Origin of the sequence: Treponema sp., from assembly GCF_024696245.1 — a bacterium.
Taxonomy (GTDB): Bacteria; Spirochaetota; Spirochaetia; order Treponematales; family Treponemataceae; genus Treponema_D.
Genome location: NZ_JAILGZ010000035.1, coordinates 22,072 through 35,461 on the forward strand (window position 1 = coordinate 22,072; position 13,390 = coordinate 35,461).

Annotated in this window: 13 protein-coding genes; 8 read left to right on the forward strand and 5 right to left on the reverse strand. The window is 37.5% G+C overall.

Annotated features, from left to right (window positions below):
* The 5 genes from K6D58_RS02635 to K6D58_RS02655 all read left to right on the forward strand — a co-directional run bounded on the left by K6D58_RS02635 (window position 1) and on the right by K6D58_RS02655 (window position 5,284).
* Entirely contained in the window at window positions 1-1,140 is a 1,140-nt protein-coding gene (locus tag K6D58_RS02635; protein ID WP_296827265.1) for an NAD(P)/FAD-dependent oxidoreductase, read from the forward strand.
* 18 nt (window positions 1,141-1,158) lie between these two features.
* Complete coding sequence (locus tag K6D58_RS02640; RefSeq protein WP_296827267.1) at window positions 1,159-2,298, forward strand: tyramine oxidase subunit B; 1,140 nt, start codon at window positions 1,159-1,161, stop codon at window positions 2,296-2,298.
* 64 nt (window positions 2,299-2,362) lie between these two features.
* Window positions 2,363-3,598, forward strand: coding sequence for an ammonium transporter (locus K6D58_RS02645; RefSeq protein WP_296827268.1), 1,236 nt, complete (start codon window positions 2,363-2,365; stop codon window positions 3,596-3,598).
* 31 nt (window positions 3,599-3,629) lie between these two features.
* Window positions 3,630-4,004 (forward strand): P-II family nitrogen regulator, encoded by a 375-nt coding sequence (locus K6D58_RS02650; RefSeq protein ID WP_296827269.1) that lies wholly within the window; start codon window positions 3,630-3,632, stop codon window positions 4,002-4,004.
* A 23-nt stretch (window positions 4,005-4,027) separates the two neighbouring features.
* Window positions 4,028-5,284, forward strand: a complete 1,257-nt coding sequence (locus K6D58_RS02655; RefSeq protein ID WP_296827271.1) for a Glu/Leu/Phe/Val family dehydrogenase — start codon at window positions 4,028-4,030, stop codon at window positions 5,282-5,284.
* 102 nt (window positions 5,285-5,386) lie between these two features.
* On the opposite strand, the gene K6D58_RS02660 is transcribed toward K6D58_RS02655, so the two are convergent.
* The 5 genes from K6D58_RS02660 to K6D58_RS02680 all read right to left on the reverse strand — a co-directional run bounded on the left by K6D58_RS02660 (window position 5,387) and on the right by K6D58_RS02680 (window position 10,415).
* The gene (locus K6D58_RS02660) at window positions 5,387-6,595 is read right to left on the reverse strand and encodes a class I SAM-dependent methyltransferase (protein WP_296827273.1); all 1,209 of its coding nucleotides are present in this window, start codon (window positions 6,593-6,595) and stop codon (window positions 5,387-5,389) included.
* Between the two features lie 50 nt (window positions 6,596-6,645).
* Window positions 6,646-7,431, reverse strand: a complete 786-nt coding sequence (locus tag K6D58_RS02665; RefSeq protein WP_296827275.1) for a DNA-methyltransferase — start codon at window positions 7,429-7,431, stop codon at window positions 6,646-6,648.
* Window positions 7,432-7,542: 111 nt separating this feature from the next.
* Complete coding sequence (locus K6D58_RS02670; protein WP_296827277.1) at window positions 7,543-8,649, reverse strand: hypothetical protein; 1,107 nt, start codon at window positions 8,647-8,649, stop codon at window positions 7,543-7,545.
* On the reverse strand, window positions 8,649-9,512 hold the full coding sequence (locus K6D58_RS02675) for a type II restriction endonuclease (protein WP_296827280.1): 864 nt from the start codon (window positions 9,510-9,512) through the stop codon (window positions 8,649-8,651). The genes K6D58_RS02670 and K6D58_RS02675 overlap by 1 nt, the downstream gene beginning before the upstream one ends.
* A gap of 9 nt (window positions 9,513-9,521) precedes the next feature.
* The gene (locus tag K6D58_RS02680; RefSeq protein WP_296827282.1) at window positions 9,522-10,415 is read right to left on the reverse strand and encodes a DNA adenine methylase; all 894 of its coding nucleotides are present in this window, start codon (window positions 10,413-10,415) and stop codon (window positions 9,522-9,524) included.
* Between the two features lie 466 nt (window positions 10,416-10,881).
* Between K6D58_RS02680 and K6D58_RS02685 the strand changes: the two genes are divergently transcribed.
* The 3 genes from K6D58_RS02685 to K6D58_RS02695 are packed head-to-tail and all read left to right on the forward strand — an operon-like array spanning window position 10,882 to window position 13,357.
* Window positions 10,882-11,637, forward strand: a complete 756-nt coding sequence (locus K6D58_RS02685) for a ParA family protein (RefSeq protein ID WP_296827284.1) — start codon at window positions 10,882-10,884, stop codon at window positions 11,635-11,637.
* Window positions 11,630-12,643: a ParB/RepB/Spo0J family partition protein gene (locus K6D58_RS02690; protein ID WP_296827287.1), complete on the forward strand. Its 1,014-nt coding sequence runs from the start codon at window positions 11,630-11,632 to the stop codon at window positions 12,641-12,643. The genes K6D58_RS02685 and K6D58_RS02690 overlap by 8 nt, the downstream gene beginning before the upstream one ends.
* Window positions 12,644-12,649: 6 nt before the next feature.
* A complete protein-coding gene (locus K6D58_RS02695; protein WP_296827290.1) occupies window positions 12,650-13,357 on the forward strand; it encodes a tRNA 2-thiocytidine biosynthesis TtcA family protein in 708 nt (235 codons plus the stop codon).
* The last annotated feature ends 33 nt before the right edge of the window (window positions 13,358-13,390 follow it).

The following is a 13,390-nucleotide window of genomic DNA, read 5'->3' on the forward strand; positions in this document are numbered from 1 at the left end:
ATGTTAGAAAAAAGAACTGCAGATGTAATCATAATTGGCGGTGGCATTATGGGCTGCTCAACAGCCTACCGCCTTGCTAAAGAAGGTCTTGATGTTCTGGTCCTTGAAAAAAAAGAAATTGGAAACGGAGGCTCCTGTCGTAATGCTGGTGGTGTCAGACAGTCGGCTCGTGATCCTAAAGAACTTCCTCTTGCAATGTATGCCGTTGCAAATATATGGCCGGGATTAAGTGATGAACTTGGTGTGAATGTGGAATATGTTCAGAAAGGAAACATTCGTCTTGGTCTTACAGAAAAAGATATTGGAATACTTGAAGCCCATACGGCTAAAAGTACAAAGGTTGGTCTGGATGTAAAGATGATTTCCGGTGATGAAGCCAGGGAAATTTGTCCTTACATGTCTAAAGAAATTATTGCTGCAAGCTGGTGTCCTACAGACGGACATGCAAACCCATTGAAAGCAACTCTTGGTTATTATCGTAAAGCTCTTGAACTGGGAGTTACTTTTATAACAGGAGTCAGGGTTCTTTCTTTACAGAAAGTTTCTGGCCGCATACGCAAGGTAGTTACTGATGATGGTGTGTATGAAGCAGGTCAGATTCTTTTGTGTGCAGGTTATGAATCAAGGGCTATTGCCAATACTGTGGGAATTGATGTTCCTGTAGAGCGCCAGTTTAACGAAGTCTTAGTAACGGAAGCCATGCCAAAAATGTTCGACATTATGCTTGGTGTGGCAGGAGGTGAGTTCTATGGGCATCAAAGTGAACATGGATCTTTTGTACTTGGAGGCAACAGTGGTTTGCAGGCATTTACTTCTAACAATGCAGGTGAAAACTTTGTAACTAACCCTCTTACAGCTCCAAGTATTTCAAGAGGAATCATGCGTTACTTTCCCTGCTTGAAAGATGTAAAAGTAGTTCGTACATGGTCCGGCTGGTATGATCAGTGTATCGATGTTCTGCCGGTTATTGACAATGTAAAGGAAGTTCCAGGACTTACACTTGCATTTGGATTCAGCGGACACGGGTTCGGTATTTCCCCTGCTGTTTCTCTTGCACTTAAGGAACTGATTACAGAAGGTAAGTCTTCAACTATTGATATTAGTCAGCTTACATATGACCGCTTTAAGACTAAGTCATAAAAAAAAGGAGAAGTAATTATGAGTTTTCCAAGAGTAGATTTTCTTTATTTAAGTGAACCGGACATGATTAAAGCCGGAGTTCGTGATGTTATAGGCTGTACCAACTGCATGGAAGAAGTTGTAAAACTTTTGTATAAGGGAGATTACCGCATGGGTGGCGAAAGTGGTAACTCTCACGGATGTATGGTTCAGTTTCCTAAAGAACCGGAATTTGAAAATATGCCTAAGGATGGACCAGACCGCCGCTTTATGGCAATGCCTGCTTATCTTGGCGGTAAGTTTGATATGGCAGGATGTAAGTGGTATGGATCAAACGTAGAAAACAGAAATAAAAAAATGCCGAGATCCTGTCTTATGCTTACATTAAATGACAAGGAAACTGGAACCCCTGTTGCCCACATGTCAGCAAATCTTGTAAGTGCTTACAGAACTGCAGCAATTCCTGGTGTAGGAGTTAAGCTTCTTGCAAAAAAAGATGCAAAGATTCTGGGAATTGTAGGACCTGGTTACATTAACAATATCATTATTGAAACCTTTGCAGCCCTCAGGCCTTCACTTGATACTCTCAAGATTAAGGGAAGAGGTAAGGAATCAATTGACCGCTGTATTGAGTACGTTAAGAAAAACTGTCCTCAGTTTAAGAACTTTATTATTTGCGACACCATTGAAGAGTGTGTAAGGGATTCTGACATTATGAACTTTGCTGTTTCTACTCCAACTGGTGGTTCAGAAACTTATCCATGGATAGAAAGGGAATGGGTAAAGCCTGGTGCATTAATCTGTACTGTTGGTGCCCTTAATACAAGTGAAGATTTTATTGCTGATCCAAAGACAAAGCTTGTTGTGGACAATACAAAGATGTATGACACATGGGCTGAGGAATATCCTTATCCTACTTTTGAAAAGTGGTTCATCTTTGGTTCAAAGTTTACAGACATGATTCATGACGGCAAGCTTACTAAAGACCGAATGGAAGACATTGGTGGTATTGCTTCCGGTGCTATTCCTGGAAGAGAAAGTGATGATCAGATTATCCTTTATTCGATTGGTGGAATGCCTGTAGAAGATGTTGCCTGGGGAAAGACCTGTTACGAGACAGCCCTTAAGATGGGAATCGGAACAAAGTTAAATCTCTGGCAGGAACCTTACAGTTACTAAAGTTTTATAAGCCTGCATCTCTTCTGCAGTCTGTAGGAGAGATGCTTTAAGAGGAGGCTAAATAATGAGCACAACTTTTTTATTTAATTCAGTCTGGGTGCTGTGCGCTTCTGTTTTTGTATTTTTAATGCAGGCTGGTTTTGCCTGCATGGAAAGCGGATTTTCCAGACCAAAAAATGCATGTAATATCTGGTTAAAAAATCTTTGTGATTTTTGTGTTGGCGGCCTGGTTTATTATTTTGTTGGTTTCGGTCTTATGTATGGAGAAGACTGGCATGGGATTATTGGTATAAACGGTTTCATAAATCCTCTTAGTCAGGATCTTGAAATCTGGAAGACAAACAGTGAGCTCTCTCCGGAAATCTTCCTCCTTTACCAGACCATGTTCTGTGCAACAACGGCTACAATAATTTCCGGTTCTGTTGCTGAACGTTTTAAGTTTGATTCTTACCTTATTGTAAGTGCAGTTATGACAGGATTTATTTATCCGGTTATTGGTCACTGGATCTGGGGTGGTGGATGGCTTAGCAGTATCGGTGTTACAGATTTTGCCGGTTCCCTTGCAGTTCATACTGTTGGTGCTGTTGCAGCATTTATGGGTGCCCTTCTTGTAGGCCCACGTATCGGAAAGTATACAGCAGACGGAAAGTCCAATGCCATTCCGGGACACAGTGTTCCAATGGGAATCTTAGGCGCACTTATTCTCTGGTTTGGATGGTATGGATTTAATCCAGGTTCAGAACTTGCTTTAGACGAAACAACTTTTTACACAACAATTCCTACAACTTTAACAGGTTGTGCAGGTGGAATTGCCGGACTGTTTGTAAGCTGGATTCGTTATGGCAAACCTGATCCAACACTTGCTGCAAACGGTGCTCTTGCTGCCCTTGTAGGTATTTGTACTGTTGTTGCAGAAGTAACACCTCTGGGGTCTGTGATTATGGGTCTGATACTTGGTGCATTAATCTGCTTTACAATTCCGTTTGTGGATCAGAAGCTTCATGTAGATGATCCTGTTGGTGCAATTTCACTCCATGGTGGAAGCGGTATTACAGGTGCCCTTCTTGCAGGACTTTTCAGTTCATCAAAGGGACTTCTTTATGGTCATGGTGCTTCTTATCTTGGAAGTATGGCAATTGGTGTTATTGCAGTTGTGGGATTTGCCGGTATAACAACTTTCATCACTTTCTATATTCTTAAAAAGACTCTGGGAATCCGTATTCCAGAAAAGGTTGAACTTAACGGTCTTGATATAGAAGAACACGGTATGCTGGCTTATCCATATTACAACATGCGCTGATAAGTTTTTGAGAAATTGAAGGAGGCATTAAATGCAGGTTACAAGTCAAATTAGCAACATCACAGTAATTTTTCGCCCTGAGAGATTCAATCTTCTTAAAGATGCTCTTAAAGGCATGGGAATACTGGGAATGACAGTTATTCATGTTGAAGGCTGCGGACTTCAGGGTGGTAAGGTTGAATATTACCGCGGCTCTGAACTTAAGATTGATCTTCTTCCAAAAACAAAAGTTGAGATTATTGCACCTACAGAAAAAGTAGAAGCAATAATTGAATCAATACAAAAGGTTCTTAAAACAGGAGAAGTTGGAGACGGAAAGATTTTTGTTTATGACGTTCAGTCTGTAGTAAGAATCAGAAACGGATCCAGAGGACTTGAAGCCCTCTCCTGTAAAGAAGATGAATAATTAAAAATAAATGGAGGCAACCCATGGATAAGTATGATCCATATGAAAATGTAGTAAGAGTAATGGAAAAAGCTATGGATGCCGGACACATCAATAAACAGATGTTCGAAATCATAAAGAATCCACAGCGTGAAACTAAGGTTTATCTTCCTGTAGAAATGGATGACGGAAGCGTAAAGGTTTTTGAAGGCTGGCGTGTTCAGCATTCAAATATCAGGGGCCCTTTTAAGGGCGGAATCAGGTTTCATCAGAATACAAATCTTAGTGAAGTAAAAGCTCTTGCTGCATGGATGAGCTTAAAGTGTGCGGTTGCCAATATTCCTTACGGAGGTGCAAAGGGCGGCATAAGGGTAGATCCTTCAACTCTATCTAAAAGGGAATTAAAGGCACTTACCCGCCGTTATACTTTTGCAATTGCTCCGATAATTGGTGCTGATGTAGATATACCTGCTCCTGATGTAAATACAAACAGTCAGACCATGGCATGGGTTCTTGATACTTACAGCCAGCTTCAGGGAAAGCCTTGTCCTGGAGTTGTTACAGGAAAACCTGTTGAACTTGGGGGCTCTAAGGGAAGAAATTCTGCAACTGGTCGCGGTGTTGTATTTGCAACAAAGTTCCTGCTGGAAAAAGAAGGGCGCAAGCTTGATGAAGTGTCTGTAGTTATTCAGGGAATGGGAAATGTTGGCAGTAATGCTGCAAGAATTTTTCATCACAGGGGAGCAAAGGTAATTGCTGTCAGTGATGTTAGCGGCGGTATCTACAAAAAGACAGGTCTTAATATAGATGAGATAAGCAGTTTTCTTGCCAGCGGAAAATTTATGATAAAGGATTATTCCGCTCCTGATGTAGAACACATAAGCAATGAAGAACTGCTTTTGCTGGAATGTGATGTTCTGGTTCCTGCTGCTCTTGAAGATACAATTACGGCTGAAGTTGCTGAGGCTGTAAAGTGCAGTTATATAGTAGAAGCTGCAAACGGTCCTACAACTGCAGAAGCTGACGAGATTCTTGATAAGAGAGGCATTCCTGTTATACCGGATATTTTTGCAAACTCTGGTGGTGTAATCGTTTCTTATTTTGAGTGGGTTCAGAATATTCAGGAACTTACCTGGAACAGAGAACAGGTTAATGAAATGCTGGAAAAATTAATGACAAGAAGTTACAAGGAACTTGAAGATATTGTAGAAGAATGTCACTGCAGCTGGAGAATGGCAGCCTACATATCAGCACTGCGTAAGCTTATATATGCGGAAGATATAAAAGGTATTTTCCCATAATGTATATAAGAAAATAACCTCCATGACCCGCTGGTAGTATGAAGATGTTCACATGACTGCCGGCGGGTCTCTTTTTGTTTATGGAGGAATCTATTAAGGAATTTATTTTTGCAAAAGTTTTACCAGTGTCTGTTCTGCCTTTAATTGTGAAAGGAGAGTCTGACTGCGGGCTTTACTTTTTTCTGCTGCTTCTGGATTTGCCTGTCCCTGTTTTTTTACTGCACGGATGAGGATATTTTTAGGAGTGTGGCTCATATCTATAAACTCAAGCATCTGTACTGAATAGCCGGATTGTTCAAGAAGTTCTCCCCTTAGGGCATCTGTTGCAAGAGCAGCAAAGCGTTCCCTGATAATGCCCCAGCGGTTAAGGCTGGCAAAAGGACTTTCTTCTGTAAGTTTTGTTTTTTCCAGCTGAAGGTTAATCTCGTGCTGGCAGCAGGGTACACTGAGAATTGCTTTTGCATCGTGACTTGCAGCATAGTTAAGGGCGTAGTCAGTTGCCGTATCACAGGCGTGAAGGGTTATCATTATGTCCGGAGGATTTTTATAACTGAACTCTGCAACATCTCCAATATAAAAATTAAGTCCGGTGTAACCGAATTCTTTTGCAAGGGAAGAGCATTCTTTTATTACCTCTTCTTTAAGATCAAGGCCTGTAATTTCTACAGGGATTTTTTTTAGTTCTTTTAAAAAATAGTAAACTGCAAAGGTGAGATAGGATTTCCCGCAGCCAAAGTCTGCTATGTGAAGGGGGCGTTCTTCTGTAAAGCCTTCCTGTCCCGTGCAGAGTTTTGTTACATCCGGAATTATGTCATCAATGAATTCAAGAAAGCGGTTTATCTGACGGAACTTGTCATATTTTTGTGCAATGACTTTTCCTTCTTTTGTCATAACTCCAAGCTTAACGAGAAATGGAACAGGGATTCCTTCCTGTAAAATATAATTTTTCTTTTTGTTAAAAAGATTTTTTTTATTTTCTTTAGCAGCTGTCTGTGCTGAAAGTTTTTTAGTGATTGTTTTAATTTCTCCGTGGCGGTTTGCCATGCTGGTTATTTCTTCTGATTCTGTACGGCATACTGTATTTTTAAAAGTTGTGCCCGCATGCTTTTTGTAAAAGTCTTCTGCTTCTGTCTGAGTCATGCTTTTATGAAAGGCCTGTTTTTGAGTAAAGAATTCTGCACTGTAAGTTGCTTTTGCAGTAAGTGAAGAGGAAGGATTTTTCTGAATGCGGATTTTTATATAATCCCTGTCCAGCAGCCCTTGTTCCTGAATATTTTTTACAGGCTTAGAAAAAGTAACGCTTAGAATCATGCCTGTATTATAGAATATTTCTGCAGCTTTAGGTACTGGGGGTGGGGTTTTTAATCAATTGGTAAATCAATTCCATCATATGGTTCAGATTCATGAAACTCTAGAATATCCTGAAGAGGTACATCAGAGTATTTATAAATCTTTTTTTTGTAGTTTTCTTTGATGGCAAAATTATCAAGTTCAATTCTGCGTTGTTTTGATAATTCAAGAAAGTCAGTGCTTTGTTCTAATCCTAAATATCTTCGGTCAAGAATATTTGCTGCTATCCCTGTTGTTGCAGAACCTGAAAAAGGATCTAATATCCATGCATTAGGTTTTGTAGATGCAAGAATAATCCTTGCTAATAAAGGAAGAGGTTTTTGTGTAGGATGTTTACCACAGGATTTTTCCCATTTAGCAATAGCAGGTAAACTCCATACATCTCGCATTTGAGTTCCGCCATTTATTGATTTCATTAAATCATAATTGAAATAGTGAGGTGTTCGTTTTTCTTTTCTTGCCCAGATAATAAATTCTGTTGAATGAGTGAAAAATCTACATGAAAGATTTGGAGGAGGATTAGTTTTTGCCCAAGTTATGACGTTGAGAATTCTGAAGTTTAACTCGTTTAGCATTTGTGCTACTGAAAAAATATTGTGGTAAGTGCCTGAAATCCAGATAGTTCCATTTTTTTTGAGCTTATCCCTGCAAAGAGAAATCCATTGACGATTAAAGTCATTATCTTTTTCAAATCCTTTAGATTTATCCCAGTCGCCTTTATTTACACTAACTTGTCTTCCACTTTGAACCGAGATCCCTCCATTTGATAAAAAATATGGAGGATCTGCAAAAATCATATCAAATTCAAAATTGATATTTGGAAGTAATTCTAAGCAGTTACCTTGTGCGAGAGTAAAGTCAAAATTGTCTGATCGATACCATGGATGAATTGAGATAATTTCCCCCCTTTATTGAAGCTTGATAAATGAATGAGAATTAATACAAAATATTTTTATTTTTTCTTCATAAGACAAATCAACTTTTTTTCGCTTTATATTCCCAACTTCTGGAGAAATTAAGAATGCGCTTATTTGATAAAACTCTTCTTCACTTGTTATAGATTCAATCCAGTGTAAATATCTAACTACTTGGTTATATGCTTTTGCTGTAGCGCCACTTTTATCTTTTTTCAATTCTATTATTACGTTTGGAATAGTTCCATTTTTTATTGGGTTTTTTAAGCTGTATAAACAAATGTCAGCTCTATCCATATTCATTGGCTTAAATGGGCAGATTGGAACTTGTCGACAAAGAATATAATCATCTGTAAGAAAATCAGAAAATGGTTTTAATGAAGATAGAATTGTAAACTCTAATTGAGCCTCATTTACTAAATCATCTGTTACATTAACTAGACCTTCCTGAAAAAGAGTTTCACTTCCATTTTTGATTATTTTTTCGCAATTAAAATAATCGATTTTATTTTCAGATTTCAATATTAATGATTTTAATTCTTTTACTTCACCTGGGGTTAATGTGCAAAATCCTAATCCCTGCATACTGTTTGATGGTAGTGGATATGGATAAGTTTTTCCTAATTGGAAATATAAATCATCAGAAGTTATATATTTTCCTGTGTCATCTGTTTTTGTGAATTGAAAAATAAAAGGTTGAGCTTTTTTAGAATCTTTTACCTTGAAGACCCCTGGAGTTTCTGTCGCTTCATAACGAGGTGATTCATCCCAAAATAAATTTGCACTTGTCTTTCTTCCTAATGGACTATTTAATCCATTAATATAAAAAGAGCCAATTTCTTTGTTTCCATAAATTTTTCCTCCGTAATAAATTTTTCTCTTTATGAAAAAAAAGACATCAGTTCCTTCGCGACTACATGCATAATCTGCTAAGACAGAAAAATGTCGACTCTGTGGAGAAATTTTATCGTTATTTATTGGTTTCATACGAAAAATATATAACCCTCTATTTAGATATAACTTAAGAGATTCTTCATCATACAGAGCAATAAACAAACCTCCAGAAATATGTTCATTAGAAGTAAAATTAAAAAAGAACATTATTTAAATACCTCATTCATTACATCATTTTGCATATCGTTGATACTATAAATATCATCAAGAACATCAAAAGTTTCTTCAAGATTACTAGCAGCTGATTTCCATCCCGCACCATCTGTAAACCAGACGAACTTTGCACCTTTTACATTTTTCATTTCAGTCGCAATTGTTTTATAACTACGGGCTGTTTCATTAAGTTTTGAACCACCACTTCCATAGAAATTTGTTTCAATAAGATAGATACATTTATCAGTCTTTACAACGAAGTCCCAGCGTTTTTCCATTTTGCCTTGATTTGAAACTGCAGATAAATCTATATTCCATTTGCGGGAAACTTCCGAAATATACATTTCTTTGAAATAATTAATTTCCTTTTTAAAACCTGCTTTTTGAATATAACTTTCAACCAGATCTTCCATTTGATGACCGCCTCTATTTTTACGTCCATTTGAATCGAGACCCGTTTCAACGCCTGTTACATAGTCATATAAATTGTTGATGATATGATTTGATAGTAAATTAAATAAACCTGTTTTTTCCATAAAGGTTTTATAATCTTCTAATGTATTTTCTTTTTTATTAAAATTATAAGTTTTTACGTTTCCATTTTCACCGGCATATATTTCATATTCTCGGACTGCCAATAAAATAGGAATACACTTCAATGTTTCGGGATATTTAGTTATTAGATTTTCAAAATCGACTTTTATATTTTTTGAGCCTATTAAAGTGTTTAGAATATTTAATTCAATTTTTATTGAATCGACATTTTTGTACACTTTATTAAAATCAATATAATATCCATAATCAGCGATACTACATTTAAATTTAGCAATCCAAGTTTTAAAATTTCTTTTATTCATTAATTACTCCTAAAATATACTTACTATATTACTGATTATTAATTCATTTATTGGACCGCGTTTTCTTGCATTACTATTTACCATTCTTGAGGCGTGGACTCTTTCTATATGAAAATTAGCATATAAATTATCAAAGAAATTATCTTCTGTATTTGCATTTCTAGGATCTGAATTACTAACTACAATATGAGCTCCTTTATTAGCCATTTCTGTAACAAAATTACCAAGCTGAATTTGCTGAGTATCTGAAAACTCGTTTTCACTGTAAGATGTGAAAGATGAAGTCGCTGTTAGAGGTCTGTATGGAGGGTCTATATAAACAAATGTATTTTTATCAATAAATTCTCTACAATAGGAATAATCTCCAACGTGCATTTGCACATTTTGCAAAAGGCGACTACATTCGCGTATGTTGTTTTCATCGCAAAGTAGAGGATTTGTAGCATTATTGAATGGAACATTAAATAGGCCTTTTTTATTTACTCTATAAAGACCATTAAAACAAGTCTTATTGAGATAAATAAAAAGAGCTGCTTTTTCTAAATTTTTATCACGTACGTTTTCTAAAATAAACTGATTGTAAGATGCTCGTTTAGCTAGATATAATTCTTTGCGAGCTTCTGGAACAGTTATCTGATATTCTTCCTGGAGTTCATATAATCGATTTATAAGATTGTCAGGAGTATTTTTGATGTTTTGATATAAGTTTATTAATTCAGAATTAATGTCATTAATTAAGATTTCGTGAGGGGGATTTGGTTGTTGTAAAACATCAAATAGAACTGCACCACCACCAACAAAAGGTTCGCAATACTTGGTAAATGTATTTGGATAATGATGTCTCAGCTCTGATAAAAGTTGAGTTTTTCCACCTACCCATTTTATAAAAGGTTTTGCTGCCATTATGTGTAAAATCCCCTTTTTCTATAATATACTATAAATTTACAGATTTTTACAAACTTTATATTTCATAAACGTGTCAAAGAACAGCACTCTTATCAAATAATTCAAATTTTTAATATAATTTTTTTATATCGTTCGTTTTATCATATCTTTTAACATGAAAACGTCTAATTTCCCCTAGCATCTGGTAACTGTTATTCTAACATTGCCACAATATTGCCGGGGTTGCTTAGGCAAAATTGTTAACTGCTTTTAGGGTTTCTTTATTAGAAATTTTCATTTCATTCTATAAAAAATAAATCCCAGCCCCGATTGTAAGGGCGCGGAGCGTCGACCGGAACGGAGTGAGGACGATGGAGCGGAGGCGGAACCCTGAAAAGCGGGTTTGGATTTACATGCTGCTCCAAAGGTCAAAGGGGGAAAAAAGCTCTAGTATGTGAAACAATTTTTTGCTAGAATGTTTCACATGGGAAAAGTAATTGTATTTGTTAATCAGAAGGGTGGGGTTGGAAAGACAACTTCTTCCATAAACATTGGTGCTTACATTGCGGTTGCAGGTAAAAAAGTTCTGCTTGTTGATTTTGACTCTCAGGGTAATATGTCCAGTGGTGTTGGTGTCAGCAAGGATAAGCCTACTATTTATGAAGTGATGGCAGAGGCTGCTACTGCTGAAGATGCTATTAAGCATACTAAGGTTGCCAATCTTGATGTTATCAGTGCTTCTATTGATCTTGCCGGTGCTGCAATGGAACTTGTAAACCAGACTGACCGTAACTTTTTCTTAAAGAAGGTTCTTGATACTGTTCGTGATAAATACGATTACATTCTTGTAGACTGTCCTCCTTCTCTGGGTATGCTTACCCTTAACGGACTTTGTGCTGCTGATGAAGTTCTTGTTCCTATGCAGTGTGAATATTTTGCTCTTGAAGGAATTACCCTTCTTCTTCAGACAATTCAGCAGGTGCAGAAGGGGCTTAATCCTTCTCTTAAAATCGGCGGTATTTTCTTTACTATGTATGACAGCCGTACCCGTCTTGCACAGGATGTTGTAATGCAGGTTAAGAGTTACTTTAAGGACGTTGTTTTTAATACAATTATTCCCCGCAATATCCGTTTGTCAGAAGCTCCTTCTCATGGTGAACCAATCTGTATTTATGATCCGGGTTGTATTGGTGCCAAGAGTTATCAGAAACTTGCAGAAGAGGTGATTAATCGTGGCTAAGAAAGGCGGACTTGGTGCCGGAATGGGTGCTGTTTTTCAAAGTGAAGGCATGTCTCCGGATTCAATAAATGAAATAATTCATGGAAATAATTCTGCTTCTGGTATTTCTTCAAGGCCGGAAGCATCTCTTCTTCATACTGCTGAAAGTTCTGTTGTAAGAACTGGTGTTCAGATAAAGCCAAATCTTCCAGCTGGTATTTATGCTGATGAAAACGGAACTCTCTGGGTTGATCCAAATCTTTTAAAGCCAAATCCACGTCAGCCTCGTCAGTATTTTGATGAAGATCAGCTTAAGGAACTTTCTGAATCAATTAAGCAGGAAGGTGTTCTTTCTCCAATTATGATTGAAGATGCAGAGGACGGTACCTTCTATATTATTGCAGGTGAACGCCGTACCAGGGCTTCCCGTCTTGCAGGTCTTAAAAGAGTTCCTGTTCAGCTTAGAAAATATTCTGACGTAAAAAAACTTGAAGTTGCACTTATAGAAAATATTCAGCGTACTGATCTTAATCCTGTAGAAGAGGCCCAGGCTTATTACAAGCTTATGGAAATCGGAAACCTTACTCAGGATGAAGTTGCACAACGTGTTGGTAAAAACCGTTCTACTGTTGCAAACTGTCTTCGTCTTCTTAAACTCCCAGAAGATATTCAGCGTGCTCTTGTAGAAGGAGAAATTACTTCCGGTCATGCCCGTGCCCTTTTAAGTGTAGAGAATGCTGCTGACCAGAGAATTCTTTTTGCAAAAATTATGGGACAGGGAATGTCTGTAAGGGAAGCTGAGGCTTTGTCCCGTGAGATGAAGGATGCACATCAGAAACTTCCATCTTCTTCCGGACAGAAGATGCAGGATAACAGGGATCCTAATTATATTGCACTTGAACAGGCTATTATTGAATCTCTGGGAACAAAGGTTCAGCTTAAGGGAAACTTTGATAAGGGTAACATTACTATCAGTTACTTTAGCAAGGATGACCTGGACCGTATTTACAATCTTCTTACCAAGTAAATAAAAGTGGCAAATCCATATATTTACAGTCTTATTGATAAGGCTGTTTACGATTATTCACTTATAGAAAAGGGTGACCGCATTTTAATCGGAGCTTCCGGTGGAAAGGATTCAACTGCATTGATTGAATACTTTGCCTTCCGTAAGCTTCGTAAGGATGCGGATTTTGATTTTACAGCCCTTCATATTCAGTCTGAATTTGGTGGTCCCATTCCTGAAGGTATTCGTAATCTTTTTGATGAATGGAATGTGGATTTTAAGCATATAGAAATTGATGTTCAGGGTCGTCTTGCTGCAGGAAAAAAAATGAGCTGCTACTGGTGTTCTGCTCAGCGTCGTAAGGAACTGCTTGTTTATGCAAAAGAGAATGGCTATAACAAAGTTGCCCTTGGTCATCACATAGATGATATTCTTGCAACTGTTATAATGAATGCCCTTCAGAAAGCTGAGCTTAGTACAATGATTCCAAAGCTTAAGCTGGAAAATTTTCCTGTTACTTTAATCAGGCCTTTGTGCTATACGCCGGAAGATGTAATTATTGAACGTGCTAAGGAAATGGGATACTTTGGCTTTACCTGTACCTGTAATTATCAGGACAACAGTGGCCGTAAGGCTGCCAGGGATAAGCTTGAGTATCTTACTGGTGGTGACAGAATTCTTAAGGAACATCTTTTTAATGCCCTTAGAAAAATAAAGCCGGAGTATCTTCCGTGAATATAGTTTTTTACAGTAACAGTGCCATTAATT